Raw genomic sequence first — 25,104 nt, forward strand, 5'->3', positions numbered from 1 at the left:
CCTTCTCGCCGGGCCGGTCCGGCTCAGCCGGGCTGAGCGGCGCCCGCCTTGCGGGCCCGCTCGGCCAGGCGGAGCATCCGGGCTCGAGCCGACTCCAGCTCCTCGACGTCGCCGGCCGCCGGCCCCTCCTCGGTCGTCAACTCCGACCACAGTGTGAGGAGTTCGCTTCCGAGGTGGAGGCCCTGGAAGGGGTCGCGCACGGCACGCCAGGCCGTCGCCGCGCTCTGGACGTTGCCGTACGCGGCCTCCGCGTCCCGGTGGCGGCGGTGGATCCGGGCCAGGTCGAGGGAGACGTGGAAGGAGCGGAGCGGATCGCCTGCCAAGTAGGCGATGTACGCCGTGAGTTCACGGAGCCGCAGCACCTCGGGGTGCTCCGGCCCCAGGGTCGCGGAGGCCTCGCCCGCGGTCCGCTCGGCGAGCGCGGCGGCCGCGTCCGTCCGGCCCGCCCGCACCGCCTCGTTGATCTGCGCCATCGGTTCCCCGAGGAAGGCGGGGCCACCGCCCGCGCCCGGAAGGGTGCGGGGGTCCTCCCCCAGGACGGCTTCGGCCACGGCGTCGAAGCCGCGGGCGGGCGCCGGCTTGGGGCCGGGGTCCGGGTCGGCCGCGGGGTCGGACTCCGGGATGAGCGGCCGGGGGCGGGCGGGCTCGGGGGTGAGCCGGAAGGCCGACGCGTCGGCGGCCGGCGCCGGAGCGGGGACCCGGCCGGACGGCTGCGCCGGGGCGTGCTCTTCGGGGAGCTCTCGGGGGCGCGCGACGGGTCCCGGGGCGGCCTCCGCGCGCGGGGCGGGGGTCCGGTGCTGCGCCTCCATCTCCGGGGGCGGCCCGAAGGCGCCGGTCGGGGCGGTGACCGCGCCGGGAACGGGCGGGGCCGCGTCCCGCTGCTCCGGGACGCCCCTGGGCGCGCGGGACTGCGCGGGCACCGGCGCCGTCCCGCAAGGCGTGGCCGTCGGCGACTCGCCGGCGGGCGGGGCGACCCGCAGGGGCTGCCCGGTGAAGTGACTGGAGCCGTTCGGCTCGACGCGCAGCGGGACGACGTAGCCGATGCGCTCGTCATGGACCGTGGCGGCGACGGGACGCCCGCCGGCGAGGGCGATGCGGTGGAGGTGGCGCAGTACCGCCTGCTGCGGTTCCTCGCCGTCTCCCGGCACGACGGGGACGCCGCCGATCGTCGCCGAGCCGCCCACGGGGACGTGCACGTCGAGCGGTGCCGCCGCGCCGGCCGGCCGACCGGCGTGTTCCTGATCCCGCTTCTTCTCGCGGCTGAGTCGAGACATCGTTTCCTCACTCGGACTCGTCACCCGTGCACGTACGTCGTGCTCATAACCCGTGCACGCACGCGTACACGTACCGTCGAGTCTCTCCGCTCGCCCACGGTCCCCACGTCACCGCGACGTCACAGCATCGTTGCAAGGGACTCCGGCAGGGCGACGGGCACGGAAAGGGGGCGGGGAGATGAGGGGAAGGCCCGGGGAGGGGAACACATGTTCCGGGGAGGAGGCGGGCGCGGTCCCGGACGGGCGGCCCGGACTCCCGCCGGTCGCCGCGTTGACCGCAGGGCCCGCGACCGCCCTCGACCCGGCCCCTCCCTCCGCCGTGGGGATCGCCGCCGCCGTGCGGGACGGGCGGGTGCGGGCCGCCGACGTGGTCGCCGGGGCGCTGGAACGCATCCGGCTCGTCGACCCGTCGCTGGGGGCGTTCCTCGAAGTGTGGGAGGAGGCGGCGCACGCTCAGGCGCGGGAGGTCGACGCGCGGGTCGCCGGGGGTGAGCCGCTGCCGCTGGCCGGGGTGCCGGTCGGGGTGAAGGGGCGGCACGGGCTGCGCGCGGCGCGGGCGCTGGTCGACGCGGGGTGCGTGCCGGTGGGGGCGACCGCCGTGCCCGGGCCCGGAACGCGCTGGCAGACGTGGGGCCTCGGGGCGCACGGTCGTACCGTCAACCCGTGGCGCGCCGACCGGACGCCGGGCGGCTCCTCGGCCGGTTCCGCCGCGGCGGTCGCGGCCGGCCTGGTGCCGCTGGCGACGGGCGGAGACGGGGCCGGCTCGGTGCGGATCCCGGCGGCCTGGTGCGGGATCGTCGGCCTGAAGCCCACGAATGGACGCCTCCCTTCCGCCGACCGGACCGGCCTGGCCGCACCGGGGGTGCTCGCCCGCCACGCGGCGGACGCGGAGGCCTGGTGGAGGGTGATGAGCGGCGAATCGCCCGGCCGACCGGGCGACCGGGCCGCCGACGCCCGCGCCCCCTTCCCCGACAGGCCCTTCAGCGCCGTCTTCTCCCCCGATCTCGGCTTCGCCGACACCCACCCGGGGGTGGCGGCTGTCGCACGGGGCGCCGTTGAACGCCTCGTATCCGCCGGCGTCGTACGGCTGCTGCCGGGGGTGCCACTGCGGCTGGCCGATCCCGCGCCCGCCTGGCTCGCCCTGCGCGGAGCCGGTGACCCGGACGCCGTCGCCCCCGCCCGGAGCGTCAACGACCGCCGCCTGGCCCGCCTCTTCGACCGCGCCGACCTCCTGCTGACACCCGCCACCCCCGATCCCCCACACGGCCACGAAGGACCCGGGGACCGCTACTCGACTGCGCTGACCTGGGCGTTCAACCTCAGCGGCCACCCCGCGATCTGCATCCCGGCGGGCCTCGGCGAGGACGGCTGCCCGGTGGGCCTCCAGGCGGTGGCGGCGCACGGGCGGGAGGCGTCCTTGCTCGCCGTGGCGAGAGCCGCGGAGGAAAAAGCCCCCTGGCGAAGGTAGTTGCATGCACATATGATGCACGTGCAGTTAGTCGGGCGTGCCTGCCGTGCGCCCTCTTCCACGACGACCACCTGGGGACACTCATGAGCACGCGCCGTTTCCTGTTCGTGCTGGGCAGCGCCCGCGACGAGGGCAACACCGAACTGCTCGCCCGCCGGGCCGCCGAACAACTGCCCGCCGAGGTCGAGCAGGAGTGGGTCAGCCTCGTCGAGCATCCGCTGCCCGACTTCGAGGACCTGCGCCACGACAGCGATCACGTCCGCCCCACCGAGGGCAGCGCCGCCCTGCTGCTCGACGCCACGCTCGCGGCGACGGACCTCGTGATCGCCTCGCCGCTGTACTGGTACACGCTCTCCGCCCAGACCAAGCGCTATCTCGACCACTGGTCGGGCTGGCTGCGCACCCCTGGGGTCGACTTCAAGGCGACCCTCGCCGGGCGCACCCTGTGGGGGGTGTCCGCGCTCGCCCACGAGGAGACGGTCGTCGCCGATCCGCTGGTCGGCGCGCTGCACAACTCGGCCGCGTACCTGGGGATGCGCTTCGGCGGGGTGCTGTTCGGCAACGGCAGCAAGCCCGGGGACGTCCTCGGGGACACGGAGGCGCTGGCGCGCGCGAAGACGTTCTTCGCGCGGGAGGCGCCGCTCGCGCGCTTCCCGTACGAGAGCTGACGGCGACGGGGCTACGTCGTGATGTCCTTCGTCGTGAAGCGGGCCCAGGCCGCCGTGCCGAAGACCGCCGCGTACACGGCCTGGAGCCCGAGGTTCTTGCGCAGCTCCTCCCAGTAGACCGGGTCGCGCATCAGGTCGGCGAAGGACAGCCAGTAGTGGGAGAACAGATACGGGTGGACGGCGTGCAACTGCGGGATCTGGTCGAGGATCTGGACGGTGATCAGCAGCCCGACGGTCGTCGCCATCGCGGCGATGCCGCTGTTGGTGAGCGTGGACACGAACAGCCCGAGCGCCGCCACCCCGAGCAGTGACGCGGCGACGGCGAGGGCGATCAGCAGGGCTCTGAGCAGGCCGTCGGCGAAGCTGATACGGGTGCCGGAGATGGTGGTCAGCTCGCCGAGCGGGAACAGCAGCGTGCCGACGGCGAGGGCCGACACGGCCACGACGAGGGTGGCGAGCAGGCAGAAGGCCATGGTGGTCGCGTACTTGGCGAGGAGGAGGCGGGTGCGGCCGGCGGGGGCGACCAGGAGGTAGCGCAGGGTGCCCGCGTTGGCCTCGCCGGCGATCGCGTCGCCCGCGATGACGCCGACGGCCATCGGCAGGAAGAAGGGGAGCGTCGCCGCCAGCGCCGTGAACACCAGGAACAGGCCGTTGTTGGTGATCTGCGCGACGAACGCCGGCCCTTCGCCGCCACCGCCTCTCCCGCCGCCCCCTCCCGAGCCGTCGCCGGTCTCCATCTTCACGGCGATGCCCACGAGTACCGGCACCGCCGCCAGCACGCCCAGCAGGGCGAGGGTGCGCCAGCGGCGCAGGGTGGTGACGAACTCGCTGCGGAAGAGGCCGAACGTCCACAGCGCCCGGGTCGGTCGGGCGACCGCGCTCACCCGCCCCGGTGCGAGATCAGCCCGCGACATCGAATCCCTCTCCCGTGAGTGCCACGAACGCGTCCTCCAGGGAGGCGCGTTCCACGCCGAAGCCGCGGACCCGGACGCCCGCGTTCACCAACGCGGCGTTGAGATCCGCCGGTTCGAGCTCCGCGGGCTCGCCCGTGACCCGGTCCTCGGCGACGACGACGTCCCCGACGCCCTGTTCCTTCAGCACCCGGGCCGCGTCCGCCGGATCGGGGGTGGTGACGACGAGTCGCCCACGCGCGCGTGCCGCCAGGTCCGCGACCGGGCCCTGCACGAGGAGGCGTCCACGGGCCATCACGGCCGCGTGCGTGCACACCTGCTCGATCTCGTCGAGGAGGTGGGAGGAGAGGAAGACGGTGGTGCCGTCGGCGGCGAGTTCCCGGACGAGGACCCGGATCTCGCGCATGCCCTGCGGGTCGAGCCCGTTGGTCGGCTCGTCCAGGACGAGCAGCCGGCGGGGCTGGAGCAGGGCGGCGGCCAGGCCCAGCCGCTGCTTCATGCCGAGCGAGTACGCCTTGGTCTTCTTGCCGGCGGCCGCGGTCAGCCCCACCCGCTCCAGGGCCTCGGCGACCCGGTCGCGCCGGGTGCGGGGGTCGGCGGTCGGGTCGGCGGCGTCGTAGCGCAGCAGGTTGTCCCGGCCGGACAGGTGGCCGTAGAGGGCAGGGCCCTCGATGAGGGCCCCGACGTGCGGCAGGACGGCGCGGGCAGCGCGCGGCATGGGCCGCCCGAGCACCCGCGCCGTGCCGGAGGTGGGCTCGATCAGGCCCATCAGCATGCGGATCGTGGTGGTCTTGCCGGAACCGTTGGGGCCGAGGAAGCCGAAGACGCTGCCCGCCGGGACGGTCAGATCGAGACCGTCCACGGCGAGCTGGCCGCCGCGGTAGCGCTTGGTGAGGCCGCGGGTGCTGATGACTGCGTCGGCGGCGTCCGGTCGTGGGCGACCGGTCACGGGCGTCGCCCACGCTGCCGTGCCGTCCGCGACCTCGTCCACCGGCTCCCCCGATCGTCGGTTCCCGTCAGCGTACTCAGGCCGTTCTCACGGCCGGCTTCTCACCGCACGACTTCTCACCGCCCGGCTTCTCACCGCCCGGCTTCTCACCGTCCGGCGTCCGCCGCCTTGACGAGGGCGTCCTTGGTGACGGCGCCGACGTAGACCTTGCCGTCGTCCGTGACGAGGGCGTTGATCAGCCGGGTGGAGAAGACGGTGCCGGAGCCGAACTTTCCGGTGACCTTGTCGCCGAAGGAGTCCAGGAAGCCGCCGAAGGCGCCCGCCTCGGGGGTCTTGCCGGAGGGCACGCCCTCGCCGCCGGTGTCGAAGGTGGCGATCGAGGTCCAGCCCTCGCCGAGGACGTTCAGGCCGTCGAGGTCCCGGCCGAGTCCCTCCTCGGGAGCCTTGCCCGGCAGACCGGGCCTCCCGCCCTCGTGCCCCGGGGCCCTGCCCGGCTGCCCGGGAGCCTTGTCCCCGAGTCCGGCCGGGCCGTCCTCGTCGCCCTCGGTGACCTTCGCGCCCTTCGGCGGCGTGAAGTCGAAGGTGGAGGCGGCGGGCCTGGCGAACGTCACCTGGGTGAAGCCGACGTCCACGACGGCGGCGCCGCCCGCGGCGGGGGTGAGCGTGAACTTCAGCGGCAGCCCCGTCTTCGCGTCCACGGCCACGCTGACCGCGCCGACGGTCGAGCCGGACTGCTTCGGCTTCACGAGCAGCTTGTAGGCGTCCCGGCCGGCGACCCGCACGGTGCCGTCCACGGTCACGGAGGTGGTGTCGTCGACGGCCTTCAGGGCCTCGTCGGCGAAGTCCTTGGGCGTGGCGGGAGCCGCCTCGTGACCGTCGCGGCCCTCCTCGGAGGTGGAGTGGTAGACCTGATTGGAGGCGCTGTCGTACCCCCACACGTCCTTGCCGTTGTGGATGACGCTGTACTCGGCGGCGTTCTCCAGCAGCGACAGCTTCTGCCGGTCGGGCCCGCCGGCGGCGACCCGCAGGGTGTGCGTGCCGGCGGCGAGTTCGGTGAGCTTGGCGGACGGGTCGGCGGACGACCCGTCACCCTTCTTGCCCGCGGCACCGGAGAGCAGCCCGCTCTCCAGTCCGCCCAGGTCGGGCAGGCCGAGGTCGGTGGTGATCTTCACGGTGCCGGACAGCTGCTGGACGTCCGAGGCGGCGATCTTCTGGATGAGCTGCTGGGCGGTGATCCTCGGCAGGTCGGGGTCGCCCGAGTCGGCGAGCGCCGGGACGAGCCCGATCGTCGCCGCCGCGACGCCCACCACGGTGACCGGGACGACGTACCGCACGGCCTTGCGTCGTCCGACGGGCAGGTCGTCGGCCTCCCCGGCGTGCGTGCGGTCGTCGGATGCGAACGGTGCCATGTGTGCCTTACCTCCGTCGTCGGCGGCGGCTGGTCATCTCGGGTGCGACGGTCCCCACCACAAGCCGCCATTCTCACCCGAATCGGTGAGCGGTGGTGATTTCCGTGGTTTCCATATGACCAAACAACCCGCCTGGATACGTCAACCCGAGGGCGCAACTACGCGTACGCCTGCGGTATGACACGGGGGTTGAGCGGGTGGGGGGACCCGTAGGGGGCGCAGGGTGACCTGACGGGGTGAAGGAGATTCCCAGGGGGTCGCTCAGGGGTGAAGGCACGCGCCCTTCAGTGGCGGGGCGTCACCCCGCCCGGTGCACCACCGCGTCGCACAGCTCCAGCAGCGCCCGCTTCGCCTCGCACTCCCGCAGCGGCGCCAGCGCGGCCCGCGCCTCCTTGGCGTACCGCACGGTGTCCGCGCGGGCCTGCTCCAGCGCCGGGTGGGCCCGCAGGGCGGCCAGCGCCTCCGCGTGCCGCGCGTCGTCGCTGAGGTCGGAGTCGAGCAGTTCGCACAGCGCGATGTCCTCCGGCAGCGACAGCCGCTCCGCGCGCTCCCGCAGCCGCAGCACCGGCAGCGTGGGGATGCCCTCCCGCAGGTCCGTCCCGGGCGTCTTGCCCGACTCGCGCGAGTCCGAGGCGATGTCCAGGACGTCGTCCGCGAGCTGGAAGGCGACCCCGAGCCGCTCCCCGTACTGGGTGAGCACGTCGACGACCGTCTCGTCTGCGCCGGACATCATCGCGCCGAAGCGGCACGCCACCGCGACCAGCGAGCCGGTCTTGCCGCCCAGCACGTCGAGGTAGTGCTCGACCGGGTCCCGGCCGTCCGTCGGACCGGCCGTCTCCAGGATCTGGCCGGTGACCAGCCGTTCGAACGCCTCCGCCTGCACCCGGACCGCCTCGGGCCCGAGGTCGGCGAGGATGTGGGAGGCGCGGGCGAAGAGGAAGTCGCCGGTGAGCACCGCGACCGAGTTGCCCCACCGTGTGTTCGCGCTGGACACCCCGCGCCGCACCTCGGCCTCGTCCATCACGTCGTCGTGGTAGAGCGTGGCCAGGTGGGTCAGCTCGACCACCACGGCGGACGGCACGATGCCCGGCGCGTGCCGGTCCCCGAACTGCGCCGACAGCATCACCAGCAGCGGCCGGAACCGCTTCCCGCCCGCCTTCACCAGATGCTGCGCGGCCTCGGTGATGAAGGGGACCGCACTCTTGGTGGCCTCGAACAGGCCTTCCTCGACAGCCGCCAATCCGGCCTGGACATCGGCTTCCAGAGCCTGGTCCCGCACGCTCAGCCCAAACGGCCCGACGACGGTCACGAGGGGTCTCCTGTCTGCTGGTGTCCGCTGGCGCTCACACGGTTTGTCGATAGGTCGCCGACATCACTCAAGTCAGCGTATCCGGTCATGTTTCGATCACCGATAAGCCCCCACGCCCCCCGGCCCCACGTCGCCCGACCGGGAGAGGCCGCGTCCGGCTCGCGAAGCGCCGGTACCCCGGAAACCTCCCCTCCACCCCGTCGGCCGACGACGTCCCCCGGTGTGCCGAATCTCACGACGCTCACTAAATAAATCGGAACCTGAGCAGCAAATCAGACATTCCGCTCCGTGAATTCCATCGGATTTCGCTCACGCCCTTTTAAAAGCGACTTGGAACTTGATGTCCGTTTTAGTCGGTCTTGTCATCGCGGGTGAGTTGGCTCACTTTCCCCTCGGAGGTGCAGGAATCCGCCGACCCCCGGATCCCCCAGCGCGTCACGCGAGTTGACGCTTGCCGAATGCAAAGGATCAAGCGCCCCATAAACACCAGACCAAGGTCAATAGGGGTTTTCCGTGATTCCGACACTTGTTTCGGACATGTGCTCTCGCATACGTTCCCGGCCAGCCGGACAGACGCCTCATCCTGCCGCCGTCCGGCGACTCCCATCGACGAACCACTCGCGCACGGCAGGAGCGGGGGACCCAGGCAGAACGCCGGACCGGAGTACGTCACGCACGTACCGGGCCGGCTCGGGGTGAAGTCGTGTCGCCGTACCCCACGGCGCCGACCGGGCAGCTCCCGCCCGAACCCGACAGCTCACCCCGCAGGCGCCGGAGAGGAACGCCCCCATGTCCGCTGCCACTCAGCACCGCCGCCGCTTCACCCGCGCCATCGCAGTCGCCTGCGCCGGCGTCGCCGCTCTCGCCCTCCCCATCGCCGGAGCGAGCACCGCCTCGGCCGCCACCACCGCCGTCCCCGAGACCACGCTCGCCGGCTACCCCAACAACCTGGACGGGTGGATCCGCCAGTCGCTCGCCATCATGGCCGAGAAGAAGATCCCGGGCACCTATCACGGCATCTACCGCAACATCATCCGCGAGTCCTCGGGCAACCCGAACGCCATCAACCTGTGGGACTCCAACGCGGCCAAGGGCACCCCGTCCAAGGGGCTGCTCCAGGTCATCGACCCGACCTTCGCCGCGTACCACGTCGCCGGCACCGCGTACGACCCCTACGACCCGGTCGCCAACATCACCGCCGCCTGCAACTACGCGGCGGCCCGGTACGGCTCCATCGACAACGTCTTCGGCGCGTACTAGACGTACCCCTAGGGCCCGGAGACCCGCAGTACCCGGAGCTCCGTGGACACGTAGGGCCCGTAGCCCCGTAGGGCCCGTGCGCCTAGGGGAAGAGTCGTTCGAGGACGACGGCCACGCCGTCGTCCTCGTTCGACGCCGTCACCTCGTCGGCCACCGCCTTGAGCTCGGGATGGGCGTTGGCCATCGCCACGCCACACGCCGCCCAGTCGAACATGGGGATGTCGTTGGGCATGTCGCCGAAGGCGAGCGTGTCCTGAGGCCGCAGACCGAGGTGCTCGGCGGCCAGGGCGAGTCCCGTCGCCTTGGTGACGCCGGACGGCTGGAGTTCCACCGTGCCCGGCCCCGACATGGTGACGGTGGCGAGCGAACCGACCACCGAGCGGGCCGTCGCCGCCAACTCGTCGTCCGACAGGGTGGGATGGCGCAGCAGCACCTTGCTGATCGGCTCGCACCACAGGTCCTCCCGCGAGCCGACCCGCAGGGCCGGCAGGGTCGGGTGCGGCATCCGGTAGCCCGGCTCGATGAGGGTCAGCCCGTCGACGCCGTTCTGGTCGACGGCCGCGTACACCTGACCGACCTCGGCCTCGATCTTGCCCAGGGCCACCTCGGCCAGCTCCCGGTCCAGGGTGACCGACCACAGCAGGCGGTCCGCCGCGATGTCGTACACCTGCGCGCCCTGTCCGCACACCGCGAGCCCCCTGCTCCGCAGGATCCGCAGCAGCGGCCGCACCCGTGGCGCCGGACGGCCGGTCACCACGAGGTGACGGGCGCCGGCGGCCGCGACCCGTGCGAGCGCGTCGAGCGACCGGTCGGAGAACGTGTCGTCGTCGCGGAGCAGCGTTCCGTCCAGGTCGGTGGCGATGAGGGCGTACGCGGAGCGCGCGGCATATGCGTGAGGTGCGGCCATGACCAGAGAATACGGATCCCGGACACCCTCAACTCACCGCCGATGCAACCGCTCCCACAGGGAGGGAAAGGGCGGTTCTGCACCGGTTGGCAACAACATGGTCCGCTACCTACCGCTCGTACCGTCTGGAGCGGTACCGTCCACAGTGTCCGGGGGACTTGATCGGGGGGTCAGGTTGAACAGTGGACGTATTCGTGTGCTGGATCCGGAGGATCTCGGCGAGGGGGAACGGGAGCGGTGGCGCGTGCTGCGCGCGGCGTCGGCCGCTCCACGGAACCCCTTCATGGAACCCGAGTTCGCCGACGCCGTGGGGCGCGTGCGCCCGCGCACGCGCGTGGCGGTGGTGTACGAGGGGCGCGAACCGGTCGGCTTCCTGCCCCACGAGCGGGGCCCGCTGGGACGGGGGCAGGCCCTCGCGTACGGCGTCTGCGACGCGCAGGGGGCCGTACTGAGCCCGGGGCTCCGGCTCGACGCGGCCGAACTGATGTGCGCCTGCTCCCTGTCGAGCTTCGCCTTCGACAACCTGGAGGCGGAGCAGAACCTGTTCACGCGGTACGCGGCAGCCGAGTACGCCTCCTACGTCATCGACGTGGAGAAGGGGTACGAGACCTACGAGTCCGTCCTGCGCGCACAGTCGCCCAAGTTCCTGAGGACGACACTCGCCAAGGAGCGCAGGCTCGGCCGGCACGCCGGACCGCTGCGGTTCGTGTTCGACGAACGGGATCCCGCCGCGCTGCGCACGCTCATGGCGTGGAAGTCCGCCCAGTACCGGCGCACCGGACGCCGGGACCGGTTCGCCCGGCAGTGGATCACCCGGCTCGTGCACCGGCTCGCGACCGAGACGCGCGCCCCCGACTGCTCCGGCGCGCTGTCCGTCCTCTACGCCGGCGGGCGGCCCGTCGCCGCCCACTTCGGGCTGCGGTCGACGGCCGTCCTGGCCTGCTGGTTCCCCGCCTACGACCCGGCGTTCGCCAAGTACTCGCCGGGTCTGGTGCTGCATCTGCGGATGGCGGAGGCGGCCGCCGCCGAGGGCATCGGCCTGCTGGATCTGGGGCGCGGCGCGGCCGAGTACAAGGACTCGCTGAGAACGGGTGAGCTGCCCGTGTACGAGGGTGCCTGGACGCGGCCGTGGGCGGGCGCCGCACTGCACTGGCTCAGCCGGGAGCCGTCCCGCCGCGCCCACCACTTCGTCCGCAGCCGGCCGAGGCTGGCCGCGGCGGTGAACCGGGCGCTGAGGAGCGCGGGCCGGATCCGGGGGAGGTGAGGGCGGTTGGCGGGGAGGAGCCGGCGGTTCGGGAGAGGGGAGCACATCGTGTCGCGTGCGCCACGGGTACAGCGGGAGATCCGAAGGTTCCTGGACATCGATCCGGTTCAGGTCGCCGAACTGGATCTGCCCGACGGGGTCGCCTACGCGGGTGGGGACGCTGGTGCAGACAGGGACGTCGGTGTCGGTCGGGGCGTCGGTGCCGCTCCGGACGCCGGTGCCGCTCCGGACGCCGGTGCCGCTGGGGACGCCGGTGGGCAGGTGACGTTGAGGCCCGGGCCCGGCAGTCCGCCCGTCACGTACGGCGAGGTCTACCTCCTGGTGAGGAGGGGCGGCCGGCCGGTCGGCACCCTGCTCGGACGGGTCCCGGAGGGCGCCGACCCCAGGACCGTCCTCGCCGCGCAGGCCCGGGAGCGGGTGGGCCCACGGCCGGCGCCGACCGCGCCTCCGGCACCGTCCACCACCGTCTCCACGCCTCCCGTGCCGTTCACCACCGTAGTGGTCGCCACCCGCGAGCGCGCCGACCGGCTGGCGCACGCGCTCGACTCGCTGCTCGCCCAGGACCATCCCGACTTCGAGATCGTCGTCGTCGACAACGCGCCGACCACGGACACCACCCGGGAGCTGATCGAACGCAAGTACGGCGAGCGGGTCCGCCACGTCGTCGAGCCGGTGCCCGGTCTCGCCGTCGCGCACAACAGGGGTGTCCGGGCCGCGCACGGCGAGGTCGTCGCCTTCACCGACGACGACGTCGTCGCCGACCCGCGCTGGCTCACCGAACTCACCGCGCCCTTCGCCGCCGACCCCGCCCTCGGCTGCGTCACCGGCCTGATCCTGCCCGCCCGGCTGCGCACCCCGGCCCAGGTGCTGCTGGAGAGTCACGGCGGCTTCGCGAAGGGCTTCACGGCACGGACGTACGACCCGTACGACCCGCCCTCGGACGAGCCGCTGTTCCCCTTCACCGCGGGCCGGTTCGGCTCCGGCGCGAACATGGCGTTCCGGGCGGACGTGCTGCGCGCGGTCGGCGGCTTCGACCCGGCGACCGGCGCCGGCACCCCGGCCCGAGGGGGCGACGACCTGTACGGGTTCGTCCGCGTCCTCGCCCAGGGCCACCGGCTGCACTACACGCCGCTGGCCCTGGTCTGGCACCACCACCGGGAGACCTGGCGCGACCTGGAGGACCAGGCGTACGGCTACGGCGCCGGCCTCACCGCCTACCTGACCGCCCTACTCGTCAACCGCCCCTCTCTCCTCCCGGCGTTCCTCGCCCGGCTGCCCCGGGGGCTCGCCCACGCCCAGACGCTGACGGCCGGCCGGGAGGCGGGGGCCGAGACGGAGGCGCGCGCGGGTGCGGGCGGTGGCGCTCTCGTGGGTGCGAGCGCCGGCGTGGAAGCCGGTGTGCGAAGTGCGCCCGGGGGATACGATGAGCGGACGCACGCCTGGCCTCGGCGGCTGTCGCGGCTGCAGCGCAGAGGGATGCTGTGCGGCCCCGTGGGCTATCTCCGCGCCCGGCGAGCACTCGGCGGCCCCCTTCGGCGATCTGCGGACGGGCCGTTCACGCCGGCGGGAGGTGCGCGATGACCGCCGTACCGGTGCTGCTGTATCACGCCGTGACGGACGACCCGCCGGACTGGATCGCCGAGTTCGCGGTCGGTCCGAAGGAGTTCGGCCGGCATCTCGACGCCGTCGTCGACAGCGGCCGTACACCCGTCACCATCAGCGCGCTCGCCGACCACCTCGCGGGGCGGGTGCCGTTGCCGGCCCGGCCGGTACTGCTCACCTTCGACGACGGCTTCGCCGACCTGCCCGGCCCGACCGCCGACGCGCTGGCCGGACGCGGACTGTCCGCCACCGCCTACCTCACCACCGGCGCCATCGCCCCGGGCGGACGCAGTCTGCTGCCGCCCGCACCGATGATGACGCTGGCGGACGCGGCACGGCTGGAGCAGTCCGGCATGGAGATCGGCAGTCACACGGTCACCCACGCCCAGCTGGACACCCTGGGTCCGAGGGCGCTGGCCCGCGAACTGCGCGCCTCACGAGCCGTGCTGGAGGACGCCCTCGGCCACCCGGTCCGTCATCTCGCCTACCCGCACGGCTACAACAGCGGCCGGGTCCGCCGTACGGCCGCCGCCGCCGGCTACGAGACGGCCACCGCCGTGCGCCACGCGCTCAGTTCGGACCGGGACGAGCGCTACCGCATCGCCCGTCTCATCGTGCGCCGCGGCCACACCGTCACCGACGTCGAGACGTGGCTCACGGGCGGCGGCGCCCGTGTAGCCCCCTACCGGGACGGGCCCCTGACGGTCGGCTGGCGGTGGTACCGGCGCGCCCGAGCCGTCGTGCGAGGGCCGGTGTTCGCCGGCTGAACCGTCCTGGAAGACCGGAGCATTTCGCGGCGATCGACGTGGACAGCGTTTCCGTACTCGGCCCGGGGAGGGAGCCCCAGCGTGCAGTCACATGTGCCCGTGCCGGCGCAGGGGAGCGGCGCGCCACCGCCCGCTCCCGGCCCTGACGCCGTCACCGGTCCGGGCCGCCCGGAGCGGAGCACCCGACGCGGCCGGAGACCCCTGCGGTTCCCGCGCCGCACGCCCGGCCCCGCCGCGACCGCGCTGCTGCTCGCAGCCGCACTGTGGGTGTACTCCCTGCCCCGCATCGGCTTCCGCGAGATGGGCGAATACGGGCTGCTCGACCGCCTCCCGCCCGCCTACTACCTGGCGTTGCTGGTCCTCACCGGCGGATTCGTCCTGAGCCTGCGGCGCGCCGGCACCGCGCCCTGGTGGCCGGCCGCGCACTGCGCCACCCTGCTGTTCGCCCTGAAGGCCCCGCCCGCCATCCTGTACGACGCGGTGCGCTACCCCTGGGCGTCCAAGCACGACGCCGTCGTCGACACGCTGCTCGCCAACGGCGAACTACGGCCCGGCGCGGCCCTGTCGGGCAACATGTCGGCCTACGACCAGTGGCCCGGCTTCTTCACGCTGAACGCGGGCCTGGTGCGCGCCTTCGGCGTGCAGAGCTCCTCCTCGTACGCCAACTGGGCGCCCGTCGTCCTCGGGTTGCTGATGATGCCGGTGCTGGTCCTCGTCTACCGCACGTTCTGCGACGACTGGCGGCTGATCTGGACCGCCGTGTGGATCTTCCAGCTCGCCAACTGGGTGGGCCAGGACTACTTCTCCCCGCAGGGCCTCGCCTACCTGCTGCACCTGACGGTCCTCGCGGTCGTGCTGCGGCACTTCGTGCGGCCGGGTTCCGCCGGCCGGCTGCGCGACCGCGCCTTCCTCGACCCGGCGGCCGCCGCCGTGCCGCCGCCCACCGGACGCGTGCAGCGCGCGGTCTGCGTCGTGATCCTCGCCCCGCTGATCGCCGCCGTCAACGCCACGCACCAGCTCACCCCGGTGATGCTCTGCGTCTGCCTCGCCGCGCTCAGCCTCACCCGCCGCTACCGCAACTACGGGCTCCTGGTCGTCGCCGCGCTGCTGATGCTCACCTGGGACCTGACCATGGGCCGGCCGCTGTTCGCCGAGACGCTCTCCACTCTCAGGCAGTCGATCGGCGAGCTGACCCAGAACTCCCGCGCCGGGTACGCCGGCCGGCTGACCGGCCCCGGCCCCGAACTCGCCGGTGCGGCAAACGTGCTGATGGTCCTCACGATCGCCGCCCTCGCCGGGGTCTCCGTCGTGCTGCGGCGCCGGCTCACCCGCAGCGCGCTGCCGCTGCTGCTGGTGTCCGTCGCGCCGGTTCCGCTGTTCGCCGTCAATGACTACGGCGGCGAGATGCTCTTCCGGGTCTATCTGTTCGCCCTTCCCGGCGCGGCCTTCTTCGCCGCCGCCGCGCTGGTGCCGGCCGCCGCGGGGGCCCGGCGGGGCGGCAGGGCGACCACGCTGTGGCGCCGGGCCGCGGCGTTCGCGCTGCCGACCGCGCTGCTGACACTGCCGGCCGGCTTCCTGCCGTCGTACTACGGCAAGGAAGAGATGTTCTACACGCCGCCCGAGGAGACCGCGCTGGTCACCCGGACTCTCGACGACGCGCCCGACGGCTCCCTCATCCTCGCCACCAGCGGCTCCTTCCCTCAGGCGCTCCACCGCTACGACCGTCTCGAGCACTGGTTCTTCGCCGAGCAGGAACTGCCGGAGAACGAGAGGATGCTGAGGGACCCGGCCCGTTACCTCGCCGCCGGCATCCCACCGGGGGCGAAGGCGTACGTCATCCTCACCCACACCCAGGACGTCTACGCGGCCGGAGAGGGACTGCTGCCCGCCGGTGGCTTCCAGGCGCTGCGCACGAGACTGTCGGCCTCTCCGCTCTTCCGCACGGTGGAGAGCCACTCTTACGGCGTCGTCCTGGAGTACCGCCCGGCCGCCGCTCCGTCCTCGCGGTCAGTGAGGTGAACTGATGGACTCCACCCGCCGTGAGAACGCCGACCCTTCCGCTGCCTCGCCGGGCGCCGGTGGCGGCAGCGCCGCCTCCACGCGCTTCAGACTCCTCGTCGCGGTCTCGGGCTGGGTCGCGCTGGCCGCCACCGCCCTCCCCGGCCCCGCGCCGCTGCGCTGGATCCCGGTGCTGATCTTCGTCCTGTTCGGCCCGGGCTGCGCCGCGCTCTACCCGCAGCCGGATCGGCTGACCCTGGGCGCGCGGTTGGAGGCCTTCGCGCTGACCGCGCCCGTGAGCCTGTCCCTCGGTGTGCTCACCGCGACCTCGCTGTTCCTGGTGAAGGCGTTCTCGGTGACCGCCTTCCTCTTCTGGCTCGCCGGCTTCACCACGGTCGTCACGCTTCTGCCGGGGTTGCCGCTGCCCGCAGCACGGCGGCCCGGGGCCGACGAGGGCGGTATCGACGGCGGCGACACCGGCAGTCGGCCGTGACGGGGGCGGGGGGAGCCAAGCGGGGGTACGCCGTCGCGACGCTGTTGGCGGTGCTCGCGGTGGGCGTCGCTCTGCTCGCGGGGCTCGGGCTGTGGGTCGACCGTCCCGACTACTCGGGGAGCTCGGGGGTTTCGGGGGGCTTGGGTGGCTCCGGTGGCTCCGGTGGCTCCGGTGGCTCCGGTGGCTCCGGTGGCTCCGGTGGCGATCTGCCCGCGAACGCGGCCTCCGGCGCGCTGCCCACCGGCGACTGCGCGCCCTCCGGCACGCTGGTCCCGCCGTGCGGCGCGTGGTGGGGCGCCTATGTTCCGTATGCGGAGAACGGTTCCCTCAAGGACGCCGTGCTCGGCTTCGAGAAGCGGATCGGCCGCAGGCTCGACCTCGTCTACAACTACCACGACATGTCGGGCGGCGAGCTCGACGGACAGCTCCTCACGCCCGACGAGCAGCAGCTCGGCCGAGACCGGTTGCTCATGCTGGCCTGGGAGTCCACCGTCTGGACCGAGCCGCACCACGAGAACTGGACCGAGACCCAGCTCGGCTGGAAGAACATCGCCTCGGGGAAGTACGACGAGGAGATCCTCGATCCGCAGATCCGGCGCCTCAAGGCCTACGGCAAACGCGTCTTCCTCGCCTTCGACCAGGAGACCGACGCCCGTGTGAAGGAGGGCGCGGGCACCCCGGAGGAGTTCGTCGCCGCCTACCGTCACCTCCACGAACGGTTCCGCGCGCTGGGCGCCGACAACGTCGTGTGGGTGTGGACCGTCTCCGGCCACCTCGGCAGCGCGGACGACATGAAGGCGCTCTACCCCGGGGACGGGTACGTCGACTGGATCGCCATGGACCAGTACAACTACTACGCCTGTCATGACACCACCGACTGGAAGGACTTCCTCGACAGCCAGCGGCCCGGCTACACATGGCTGCGCGAGAACGTCTCCGACGCCAAGCCGGTGATGCTCGCCGAGTTCGCCACCGCGCCCGACGTCGACGACCCGCCGCGCCAGCGCGACTGGTACACCGCGATCCCCGGCGCCGTGAAGAAGCTGCCGGAGGTCAGGGCGCTGGTCCACTGGAACCGGCCGACCTCCGAGAAGCCCGAGTGCGACCTGACCGTCAACGAGGGCCCCGGGCTGGAGGGTTACCGCGAGGCCGGCCGGAACGGCTACTTCCACCAGCCCCTGCCGTCACGCTGACGCTCACCGCGAGTGCCGCGAGCACGACGCACACCGGCAGGGCCAGCCACGCGAGCTTCTGCCGCCACACCCAACCGCCCATCGCGACGAGATACAGCACCCCCCAGCGCCCCGGCCATGTCAGCCTGCCGCCCACGCGGGCGAGCAGCAGCCACAGCGGTACGAGACCCGACAGCAGCAGGAGCGGCGGCGTCCACCGCAGCAACGGCTCGGGTCCGTCGAACCCCGCCCCCCGCGCGAGGACTTCGGCCACCCGTACGTACAACGTCCCGTCCAGCGGCCGAGGTTCCCGGCCGAGCGCCACCGGTACGACGTGCAGGGCGAGCAGCGCCGAGCCCAGCGCCGAGCCCGGCAGCCACCCGTTGCGCACATCCCGCAGCGTGACCGATCCGACGAACACCACGAGCAGCACGCCGACCGCGACGAGCGCCGGGAGCGGCGTCGCCTCCAGCATCTGACGGCCGCTCATCGCCCTGGACGGCCCGTCGAACCACGGCAGACCGCGCAACGTGGCCCAGAACGCCATGGTGGCCACGCCCAGCAGACCCCACAGCGCACCGGTGAGCCACCGTTCCCGCCGCTCGAGCCTCCCCTCGGCGCGCTTCGGGCCGTTGAGGGTCCCGGGGCGCCCCATGAACAAGGCGACCGTGTCCTCGTCGACGGCGGTCCATCCGCGACTTCCCCAGCGGTCCAGGCCGGTTCCGTCGTATCCGGCCGTCGCGTTCAGCCGCGCCCAGCCGGTGCCGTAGGCAGGGGCGGCGGAGGTCGGCGGATCGAGGGGCCGGGCTGCTTCGCCGGGCAGCGTCACGTCGCTGGGCAGGGTCGCGTCGCTGGGCAGGGTCGCGTCGCGCCGCAGCGCGGAGCGCAGGCCCACGACGGAGACGCCGGCGATCAGCGTCATGCTCAGCAGCACCGCCCACCCCGCCCCCGCGATGCCCGCCGGAGCGAACAGGACCGCCGCGCTGCCCAGCACCGACGCACACATGGCGCCCTGGAGCCCGGCGAGCACCCCGGTGCGCCCCTGCACCCGCAGCACCCCTATGTACAGCTCCACCACGACCCGTGGCAGCGCGCCGGCGGCCAGCAGGCGCAGCACGGTCGTGCCGTGTTCGGCGTAGTCCTCGCTGAACGGCAACAGGATCCGCGGGGCGAACAGCACCAGCACCAGCACGACCGGCACCAGCAGCATGATCATCCGGCGCAGCGCCCCGCGCACTCCGTCGGCGAGTTGCCCGGGATCGTGCGAGGCGTGGGCGGTCAGGGAGGAGGCCATGTTGATGGCCATGAACTCCATGGTCCCGCCGACGGTGTACGCGACGTAGAAGTAGCCGTTCTCCGCCGCGCTGAAGCGGACCGCGACCATCACCGGCAGCAGGTTGATCATCGCCAGACTGAACAGCGCGCCCAGCGAGTCCCCGGCCAGGAAGCGGCCCATCTCCCGCAGCCGCGGCGGCTCCAGGTCGCGATCGGCGGCGGCCTGGCCCGGGATCAGCCTGCGGAAGATCAACCAGCCGAGCGGCAGCGTGGAGAAGACGATCGCCACGGCCCAGGACACGAAGACGCCGAGCACCGGCACCGCGCCGGCGAAGACGACCAGCAGGATCAGCTTGCCGACGGAGAACACCGCGTTGCCGACCGGCACCCATCCCGACCTGCGCAGACCGGTCAGCACCCCGTCCTGCAACGTGAGCAGCGCCCACGCCACGCACGCCAGGACGAACGCGGCACCCGCGAGCGGCGTGCCGAGCGGCGCGTACGACGCTCCCCACAGGTCGAGGGTGAGCAGGAAGACGACACCCGCGACCGCGACGACGATCGAACTCGCGGCGTACGTCCGCCACACCAGCGAGCCGGTGGCCCGCCCGGCGCGCGGCACGAAGCGGACGACCGCGCCGATCATCGTCGTCGCCGTGATGCCGGCGAGCAGACGCATCGCGGCGATCGCGGCGGAGCCCTGCCCGACCGCCTCCTCCGTGTAGTAGCGGGCGGCCACCAGCCAGAAGCCGAGCCCCAGCACGGCGGAGACGCCGGTGCTGAGCATGAGGAAGTAGGCGTTCCTGAACAGTGAGCCGGAGCCCCCCGCAGCCTCGGCGGACGCCGGCCTCACGCTCACCCCCGGCCGCGTCCCGGCCTGCGTTCCGGTCCCTGACTCAGCCACGCGTCCGCTCCAGCCCTCCCGGCGCCTCGGCCGGCCGGGCGTCGCACTCCTGAAGCACCTCGACGACCTCCCGCGCCCGCAGCGGATCCACGGGCAACGCGTGCCGTGCGAACCATCGCGCCCCCACGGGATCGGGCGAGGGGTCGGTGAAGGCGGGGCCCGCGTAGTCGTCGAGCGGCGGGTCGTACAGGTACCCGACGACGATGCCCCGCCGCGCGAGCGCCACGATGGCCGCGTCCCGGTCGGCGACGAACAGCGGCACCCGGAACAGCGGTTGCGGCTTCTCCCTGCCCGCCACAAGGCTCACCGTGGCAGGCCCCTTCACTGTGGCAGGCGCGTCCGCCGTGACGAGCCCCTCCGGTCTCGCCCACCGCGTCGACAGCAGCGTCTCGGTGCCCGCCCTGCAAGCGGCCAGAGTCTCGTCCAGGCGGTCGAGCCGGCGCTCGATCCGGTGCAGGCGGAGACGTCCGGAGCGGAGTCGGTAGTCGTGCATGTCGACGCGGACCCAGGAGTCGTGGGCGGTGAGGTCCGGCGCGGCCTCGGCCGCCCGGGCCAGTTCGTCCGCACGCAGCGGCATCCGTATCCCCTCGCGCTCCGTCAGCCCGAGCAGCCGCATCGCGGCCCACGCCGGGCGTCTCAGCCGCAGCCCCCGCACGGCCGTCTCCGCGCAAGGCCGGACGGTGAAGGCCAGTTCGGCCGAGAGCCGGCCCGGCAGCTGCAGGTCCGCGCAGTTCTTCTCCAGGGTTTCGCGCAGCCCCGGGTCAGCACAGGACAGGAACCCGCCCGCCTTGGCGCCCGCGTGCTTGGACAGGCTGAAGACGGAGGCGTCGCCCCAGCCGCCGACGGGACGGCCCCCCACCCGGCTGCCGACGGCGTGCGCGCCGTCCTCCAACAACGGGATCGCCAGCGCGTCGCACTTCTCCCGCAGCCTCGGCGCGTCGTCCGGGTTGCCGTAGAGGTTCGTGGTCAGCACCGCCGACAGCGAACCCCACACCTCGTCGGGCACCGCGTCCACGTCGATCGACGCGTCCAGCGGCCTCAACGGCGCCTGCACCGGCCGCAGTCCCGCCGCGAGCACCACGAAGAAGATCACGTCGTCGGTGACCGGCGACATCAACACCCGCCCGCCGGGCGAGCACCAGTGACGCAAGGCCACGAACAGCCCGAACCGGCACGACGGCACGTACACGCATTCCCGGCCGAGTCTGCCGCGCATGACCGCTTCCAGCCGCTTCGGCCGTGAACCATGCCGTGCCGACCCGAGGCCGGCCTCCCCTACGGCCATCAGCCCCCCAGATGTGCCTGGGGAAAGCCCCACCCCCGAGGCCTTCCAACAGGTGCCCAGAGTCTCCCTGTTCGCACCGCTCCGTCAAGATTGCGGCCCTTTCCGTCGCCGACTTCCCAAGTCCGCCCGGAAGCGGAGCACACCGCGTCAATCGCCCCATCTGTCACCCCTTTGTGCCGCCGGTGTGCCGTTCGCATGCCTCCTCCGTGTCGCTCCGGTGTCCCTTCCGCGAGGTCAGCCGTAACGTGTGCGGCGGCTCGGAGCACCGCCGGGCCCCGGCGAGCACCCGCGGCGCCCTCCCTCTCGGCGAGCCGCGGTCACGGCGAACCCGTGTGCACAGATGGCGCATGCGCGGCGCACAGGCGGCGCATGCATGGCGAGCACGAAAGCGAGGCAGCATCCGATGCCCCTCCCGGCCCCCTTCGACCTCCCCGAGGGCGATCCCTTCGGCCCGCACAACCTCCCCTACGGCGTCTTCTCCCTTCCCGGCTCCGTAGAGCGGACCGTGGGCGTCCGCCTCGGCGACCACGTCCTGGACGCGGGCGCGGCAGCCCGGGCGCTCGGCTCCCCGCACGCCTCCCTGCTCTCCGCCCCGACTCTCGGGCCGTTGCTGTCGGCGGGCCGCACCGCCTGGTCACAGGTGCGCGGCGCCCTGAAGGAGTGGGTCACCGACCCCGCCCGCCACACGACCCTCGCCCCGCTCCTCCACCCCCTGTCCTCGGTGACCCTGCATCTGCCCTTCGAGGTCGCCGACTACGTCGACTTCTACTCCTCCGAGCACCACGCCCGGAACGTGGGCGCCGTCTTCCGCCCCGACTCCGGCGACACCCTCCTGCCGAACTGGAAGCACCTGCCGATCGGCTACCACGGCCGCGCCGGCACGGTCGTCGTCTCCGGCACCGACGTCGTCCGCCCGTCGGGTCAGCGCAAGGGCCCCTCCGACCCGGCCCCTGTCTTCGGTCCCAGCGTGCGGCTCGACATCGAGGCCGAGGTCGGCTTCGTGGTGGGCGTGCCCTCGCGGCAGGGCCGCCCGGTCCCGCTGGCCGACTTCCGTGAGCACGTCTTCGGCCTGTGCCTCCTCAACGACTGGTCCGCGCGGGACATCCAGGCCTGGGAGTACGTCCCCCTCGGCCCCTTCCTCGGCAAGTCCTTCGCCACCTCCGTCTCCGCGTGGATCACTCCGCTGGAGGCGCTGGAAGAGGCCCGCGTCTCACCTCCCGAGCGCACCCACCCCCTCCTCCCCTACCTGGACGACGCCGCCGCCGAGCCCGCCGGCTACGACCTGCGCATCTCCGTCTCCGTCAACGGTCACGTCGTCTCCGAGCCTCCCTTCTCCGCCATGTACTGGACGGCCGCCCAGCAGCTCGCCCATCTGACGGTCAACGGCGCCTCCCTGCGCACCGGCGACCTCTACGGCTCGGGCACGGTGAGCGGCCCGGCCGCCGACCAGCGCGGCTCCCTCCTGGAACTGACCTGGAACGGCCGCGACCCCCTGGACCTCCCCGACGGCAAGCGGACGTACCTGGAGGACGGCGACGAGGTGACTCTCTCGGCGTGGGCTCCGGGACCGGGCGGTCTGCGCGTCGGGCTGGGAGAGGTGAGGGGCCGCATCGTCTCCGGCTGACAAGACGATCCCCGGGCGGGGAGCCGGCGGGAGTTCCCGGCGGGCTGACTGCGGCCGTTCCCGCCGTCATACTGGCGGCGGGAACGGTCCACGACACCGAACCCGCCCCACCCGCCCGGAGCACGGCCGCCCACAGCACGGCAACGCACACCATGGCAACGCGCACCACGCCAACCCGCGGGACGCCCTCCCCGCGGACGCCACCCGAGGGCAGAACCACCCACAGCGCGGGCACGCCGAGCCCCCTTAGACCAGGATCCGGAGCCGCAGAATGACCCTCTGCCTGATCCTGCTCAGCGTCGTCGCCCTGACGGCCGCCCTGCCGGCTCCGCGCGCGCTGACCCGGGCCGAGTGGCCCGAGCGTGAGCCGGTGGTCGCCCTGTGGGTGTGGCAGTGCCTGGTCGCCACGGTCCTGCTGTGCTGTCTGACGGCGTTGGTCCTGGGCGCCGCCGCCGTCTTCCACACCGTCCGCGCGCAGGTCTTCGCCCCCGCCCCGCCGGCGGTGACCGAGGCGTACGACCTCTCCACCGCCCCCGTGTGGGCGAGCGTCCTCACCCTGCTGCTGGCCTGCGGGGCCGCCTGGACCACCGCGATGCTCGCCCGCGAGCTGGTCGAGGCGCGCCGACGTCGCGGCCGGGCCCGCGCTCATCTGCGCGAGCGCGCCCCCGACCTCCCGGCGGGACTGCCCTCCGCGCGAGGCCCGCTCCTCGTGCTCGAGGACGACTACCCGGACGCCTGGTGGATGCCCGGCCATCCTCCCCAACTGATCGTGACCACCGGTGCCCTGCACCGCCTCACCTCCCTTCAACTCGACGCGGTCCTCACCCACGAGCGCGATCACGCCCGCGCCCACCATGACTGGCTGCTGCACCTGTCGACCGCGCTGGCCACCGGCTTCCCGCGCATCCCCTTGTTCGCCCACTTCTGCGACCAGACGCACCGCCTGGTCGAACTCGCCGCCGACGACACGGCATCCCGCCGCTGCGGTCACCTGACGACCGCGCTGGCCCTGATCGAGCTGAACCAGCACCGAGGCGTCCTGTCCTGCGCGTCCAGTCAGCGCCTCCTGGGCGAACGCGTGGACCGCCTCCTCCAGCCGCCTCCCCGGCTGCTGCGCCGACAGCGCGCACTGACGACGACGGTGGCCGCCCTCGTCCCCCTGCTGCCGCTGCTGATCACCTTCGCGCCGGGCCTCACCGCGCTGGGCTGAGCCGCCGACGCCGGTCGCGCCGGTGGCAGATCGTCCTCACCCGGAACACAAAGCACCAGGTCACCGCAACGTCTTTCGGTTCGCCAGGTGGCGCAACAGTTCTGCAACACCACAATTCCGACCGGATAGGTATGGTCCAGAGCATGCCACCGACCGACCGCATCCGAGACCACGCCGGACAGGGCGCGACCACCGTCGCCGCCCACCGGACGCGTCGCCGACTGCGCGCGGACCAGGCCCGCCAGCTCGCCGACCTCCTGCGCCGCCAGCTCCTCACCGGCGGCTTCCCGAGCGGCACGCTGCCCCACGAATCGGCGCTCGCCACCGACTACCGCGCTTCCCGCAACACCGTCCGCCAGGCCCTGGACCTGCTGCGGGCGGAGGGCCTCGTGGAACGTCTGCCCGGCGTCGGCACGGTCGTGGTCGCCGAGAAGTACCCGCACGGACTCGACCGCCTGATGGGCCTCGCCGAAACCCTGCACGAACACGGCCAGGTCACCAACGAGGTGCGCAACCTCGGTCCCGTCCCCGCGCCGGCCCCGGTGGCCGACCGCCTCAACGTCCCGCCCGGCGCCGACGTGCTCTACATCGAACGCCTGCGCCGCCTGGGCGGCATCCCCCTCTCCCTCGACCTCACCTACATCCCGCTCGACCTCGGCACCGCCCTGCTCGGCGCCGACCTGGAGAACAACGACGTCTTCCGCCTGCTGGAGACCGTCACCGGCCGGCGCCTCGGCCACGCGGAGATCACCCTGGAGGCGGTGACCGCCGACGCCCACTCCGCCGCCGTACTGGAGGCGCCGCGCGGTGCGGCCGTCCTGATGCTGGAACGCCTCACCCACCTCGACGACGGCCGCCCGGTCGATCTGGAGTTCATCCGCTTCCGCGGCGACCGCATCTCGATGAGCGGTCTGCTGCACCGCTCCCGCTGACGCCTCCCCTCTCCCTGCCCGATCCGCCCGCCCTCACCGACCTGCCCCGACCAGCCATCCGTTCGCCCCTTTCCTCCGCTCTCGCCCCTGCCCGTCCGCTCTCACCCCTTCATCGTTCCGCGGGGTCCGATCGGTTCACCGCCGCGCGATTTTCCTCGCGAGCCATTCCCTGGAGACAGCCATGCCCTTGGTCCCCCAGCGGGCCGACGTGCCCGTGACCATCGACGAGTCGAAGTGCATCGACGGCTGCACCCTCTGCGTGGACATGTGTCCGCTGGACTCCCTCGCCATCGACGAGAGCAACGGCAAGGCGTACATGCACGTCGACGAGTGCTGGTACTGCGGCCCGTGCGCGGCCCGCTGTCCCACCGGAGCCGTCACGGTCAACATGCCCTACCTGCTCCGGTGAGAGGTCCCACCCCC

At 73.0% G+C, this 25,104-nt stretch carries 20 protein-coding genes, 1 pseudogene and 1 riboswitch; of the genes and pseudogenes, 13 read left to right on the forward strand and 8 right to left on the reverse strand.

Annotation, left to right across the window (positions count from 1 at the left end; all coding sequences use genetic code 11):
• Positions 1–23: 23 nt before the first annotated feature.
• Positions 24–1,274, reverse strand: coding sequence for a tetratricopeptide repeat protein (locus ACIOC0_RS28495; protein ID WP_402158623.1), 1,251 nt, complete (start codon positions 1,272–1,274; stop codon positions 24–26).
• Positions 1,275–1,452: 178 nt separating this feature from the next.
• Between ACIOC0_RS28495 and ACIOC0_RS28500 the strand changes: the two genes are divergently transcribed.
• Together ACIOC0_RS28500 and ACIOC0_RS28505 are read left to right on the forward strand one after the other, a co-directional pair.
• Positions 1,453–2,742 carry an amidase gene (locus tag ACIOC0_RS28500; RefSeq protein ID WP_402158624.1) on the forward strand — a complete coding sequence of 430 codons (1,290 nt, stop codon included), beginning with the start codon at positions 1,453–1,455 and terminating at the stop codon, positions 2,740–2,742.
• Positions 2,743–2,825: 83 nt separating this feature from the next.
• A complete protein-coding gene (locus ACIOC0_RS28505; RefSeq protein WP_402158625.1) occupies positions 2,826–3,410 on the forward strand; it encodes a flavodoxin family protein in 585 nt (194 codons plus the stop codon).
• A gap of 11 nt (positions 3,411–3,421) precedes the next feature.
• On the opposite strand, the gene ACIOC0_RS28510 is transcribed toward ACIOC0_RS28505, so the two are convergent.
• The 4 genes from ACIOC0_RS28510 to ACIOC0_RS28525 all read right to left on the reverse strand — a co-directional run bounded on the left by ACIOC0_RS28510 (position 3,422) and on the right by ACIOC0_RS28525 (position 7,988).
• Positions 3,422–4,324 carry an ABC transporter permease gene (locus ACIOC0_RS28510; RefSeq protein WP_402158626.1) on the reverse strand — a complete coding sequence of 301 codons (903 nt, stop codon included), beginning with the start codon at positions 4,322–4,324 and terminating at the stop codon, positions 3,422–3,424.
• Positions 4,311–5,270, reverse strand: coding sequence for an ABC transporter ATP-binding protein (locus tag ACIOC0_RS28515; RefSeq protein WP_402158723.1), 960 nt, complete (start codon positions 5,268–5,270; stop codon positions 4,311–4,313). The genes ACIOC0_RS28510 and ACIOC0_RS28515 overlap by 14 nt, the downstream gene beginning before the upstream one ends.
• A gap of 146 nt (positions 5,271–5,416) precedes the next feature.
• Positions 5,417–6,679 carry an outer membrane lipoprotein carrier protein LolA gene (locus ACIOC0_RS28520; RefSeq protein WP_402158627.1) on the reverse strand — a complete coding sequence of 421 codons (1,263 nt, stop codon included), beginning with the start codon at positions 6,677–6,679 and terminating at the stop codon, positions 5,417–5,419.
• A 298-nt stretch (positions 6,680–6,977) separates the two neighbouring features.
• Positions 6,978–7,988, reverse strand: a complete 1,011-nt coding sequence (locus ACIOC0_RS28525; RefSeq protein ID WP_402158628.1) for a polyprenyl synthetase family protein — start codon at positions 7,986–7,988, stop codon at positions 6,978–6,980.
• 597 nt (positions 7,989–8,585) lie between these two features.
• A riboswitch (cyclic di-AMP (ydaO/yuaA leader) is annotated at positions 8,586–8,772 on the forward strand.
• A gap of 5 nt (positions 8,773–8,777) precedes the next feature.
• On the opposite strand from ACIOC0_RS28525, the gene ACIOC0_RS28530 reads away from it, so the two are divergent.
• A complete protein-coding gene (locus tag ACIOC0_RS28530; protein WP_402158629.1) occupies positions 8,778–9,248 on the forward strand; it encodes a transglycosylase SLT domain-containing protein in 471 nt (156 codons plus the stop codon).
• An 82-nt stretch (positions 9,249–9,330) separates the two neighbouring features.
• On the opposite strand, the gene ACIOC0_RS28535 is transcribed toward ACIOC0_RS28530, so the two are convergent.
• The gene (locus ACIOC0_RS28535; RefSeq protein WP_402158630.1) at positions 9,331–10,155 is read right to left on the reverse strand and encodes an HAD family hydrolase; all 825 of its coding nucleotides are present in this window, start codon (positions 10,153–10,155) and stop codon (positions 9,331–9,333) included.
• Positions 10,156–10,345: 190 nt separating this feature from the next.
• Between ACIOC0_RS28535 and ACIOC0_RS28540 the strand changes: the two genes are divergently transcribed.
• From ACIOC0_RS28540 to ACIOC0_RS28565, 6 genes are all read left to right on the forward strand, one after another.
• Complete coding sequence (locus ACIOC0_RS28540) at positions 10,346–11,419, forward strand: GNAT family N-acetyltransferase (protein WP_402158724.1); 1,074 nt, start codon at positions 10,346–10,348, stop codon at positions 11,417–11,419.
• A gap of 48 nt (positions 11,420–11,467) precedes the next feature.
• Positions 11,468–13,000 (forward strand): glycosyltransferase, encoded by a 1,533-nt coding sequence (locus tag ACIOC0_RS28545; protein WP_402158631.1) that lies wholly within the window; start codon positions 11,468–11,470, stop codon positions 12,998–13,000.
• Positions 12,997–13,788 (forward strand): polysaccharide deacetylase family protein, encoded by a 792-nt coding sequence (locus ACIOC0_RS28550; RefSeq protein WP_402158632.1) that lies wholly within the window; start codon positions 12,997–12,999, stop codon positions 13,786–13,788. Before ACIOC0_RS28545 ends, ACIOC0_RS28550 begins: the two co-directional genes overlap by 4 nt.
• Positions 13,789–13,869: 81 nt before the next feature.
• On the forward strand, positions 13,870–15,807 hold the full coding sequence (locus tag ACIOC0_RS28555) for a hypothetical protein (RefSeq protein WP_402158633.1): 1,938 nt from the start codon (positions 13,870–13,872) through the stop codon (positions 15,805–15,807).
• A gap of 4 nt (positions 15,808–15,811) precedes the next feature.
• Positions 15,812–16,279: a hypothetical protein gene (locus ACIOC0_RS28560; protein ID WP_402158634.1), complete on the forward strand. Its 468-nt coding sequence runs from the start codon at positions 15,812–15,814 to the stop codon at positions 16,277–16,279.
• A gap of 206 nt (positions 16,280–16,485) precedes the next feature.
• Entirely contained in the window at positions 16,486–17,472 is a 987-nt protein-coding gene (locus tag ACIOC0_RS28565) for a glycoside hydrolase family 26 protein (RefSeq protein WP_402158725.1), read from the forward strand.
• On the opposite strand, the gene ACIOC0_RS28570 is transcribed toward ACIOC0_RS28565, so the two are convergent.
• Positions 17,393–19,513, reverse strand: a complete 2,121-nt coding sequence (locus ACIOC0_RS28570; protein ID WP_402158726.1) for a lipopolysaccharide biosynthesis protein — start codon at positions 19,511–19,513, stop codon at positions 17,393–17,395. The genes ACIOC0_RS28565 and ACIOC0_RS28570 overlap by 80 nt on opposite strands.
• Before the next feature lie 109 nt (positions 19,514–19,622).
• Positions 19,623–20,936, reverse strand: a pseudogene (locus ACIOC0_RS28575) (DegT/DnrJ/EryC1/StrS family aminotransferase); the annotation flags it as partial.
• A 382-nt stretch (positions 20,937–21,318) separates the two neighbouring features.
• On the opposite strand from ACIOC0_RS28575, the gene fahA reads away from it, so the two are divergent.
• From fahA to ACIOC0_RS28595, 4 genes are all read left to right on the forward strand, one after another.
• Positions 21,319–22,539: a fumarylacetoacetase gene (gene fahA, locus ACIOC0_RS28580; RefSeq protein WP_402158635.1), complete on the forward strand. Its 1,221-nt coding sequence runs from the start codon at positions 21,319–21,321 to the stop codon at positions 22,537–22,539.
• A 271-nt stretch (positions 22,540–22,810) separates the two neighbouring features.
• Entirely contained in the window at positions 22,811–23,749 is a 939-nt protein-coding gene (locus tag ACIOC0_RS28585; protein WP_402158636.1) for a M56 family metallopeptidase, read from the forward strand.
• Positions 23,750–23,892: 143 nt separating this feature from the next.
• Complete coding sequence (locus tag ACIOC0_RS28590; RefSeq protein ID WP_351094648.1) at positions 23,893–24,681, forward strand: GntR family transcriptional regulator; 789 nt, start codon at positions 23,893–23,895, stop codon at positions 24,679–24,681.
• A 181-nt stretch (positions 24,682–24,862) separates the two neighbouring features.
• Positions 24,863–25,090: a ferredoxin family protein gene (locus ACIOC0_RS28595; protein WP_030790138.1), complete on the forward strand. Its 228-nt coding sequence runs from the start codon at positions 24,863–24,865 to the stop codon at positions 25,088–25,090.
• Positions 25,091–25,104: the final 14 nt, after the last annotated feature.

This window comes from Streptomyces sp. NPDC088254, from assembly GCF_044740925.1.
In the GTDB taxonomy this organism is placed as follows: Bacteria; Actinomycetota; Actinomycetes; order Streptomycetales; family Streptomycetaceae; genus Streptomyces.

Excerpts from the sequence above, each read along its gene's own strand:
- ACIOC0_RS28510 (WP_402158626.1), bottom strand. The coding sequence starts at position 4,324 with ATGTCGCGGGCTGATCTCGCACCGGGGCGGGTGAGCGCGGTCGCCCGA.
- ACIOC0_RS28585 (WP_402158636.1), top strand. The coding sequence starts at position 22,811 with ATGACCCTCTGCCTGATCCTGCTCAGCGTCGTCGCCCTGACGGCCGCC.
- ACIOC0_RS28595 (WP_030790138.1), top strand. The coding sequence starts at position 24,863 with ATGCCCTTGGTCCCCCAGCGGGCCGACGTGCCCGTGACCATCGACGAG.
- fahA (WP_402158635.1), top strand. The coding sequence starts at position 21,319 with ATGCCCCTCCCGGCCCCCTTCGACCTCCCCGAGGGCGATCCCTTCGGC.
- ACIOC0_RS28500 (WP_402158624.1), top strand. The coding sequence starts at position 1,453 with ATGAGGGGAAGGCCCGGGGAGGGGAACACATGTTCCGGGGAGGAGGCG.
- ACIOC0_RS28570 (WP_402158726.1), bottom strand. The coding sequence starts at position 19,513 with ATGCTCAGCACCGGCGTCTCCGCCGTGCTGGGGCTCGGCTTCTGGCTG.
- ACIOC0_RS28590 (WP_351094648.1), top strand. The coding sequence starts at position 23,893 with ATGCCACCGACCGACCGCATCCGAGACCACGCCGGACAGGGCGCGACC.
- ACIOC0_RS28530 (WP_402158629.1), top strand. The coding sequence starts at position 8,778 with ATGTCCGCTGCCACTCAGCACCGCCGCCGCTTCACCCGCGCCATCGCA.
- ACIOC0_RS28520 (WP_402158627.1), bottom strand. The coding sequence starts at position 6,679 with ATGGCACCGTTCGCATCCGACGACCGCACGCACGCCGGGGAGGCCGAC.
- ACIOC0_RS28495 (WP_402158623.1), bottom strand. The coding sequence starts at position 1,274 with ATGTCTCGACTCAGCCGCGAGAAGAAGCGGGATCAGGAACACGCCGGT.
- ACIOC0_RS28550 (WP_402158632.1), top strand. The coding sequence starts at position 12,997 with ATGACCGCCGTACCGGTGCTGCTGTATCACGCCGTGACGGACGACCCG.
- ACIOC0_RS28505 (WP_402158625.1), top strand. The coding sequence starts at position 2,826 with ATGAGCACGCGCCGTTTCCTGTTCGTGCTGGGCAGCGCCCGCGACGAG.
- ACIOC0_RS28535 (WP_402158630.1), bottom strand. The coding sequence starts at position 10,155 with ATGGCCGCACCTCACGCATATGCCGCGCGCTCCGCGTACGCCCTCATC.
- ACIOC0_RS28560 (WP_402158634.1), top strand. The coding sequence starts at position 15,812 with ATGGACTCCACCCGCCGTGAGAACGCCGACCCTTCCGCTGCCTCGCCG.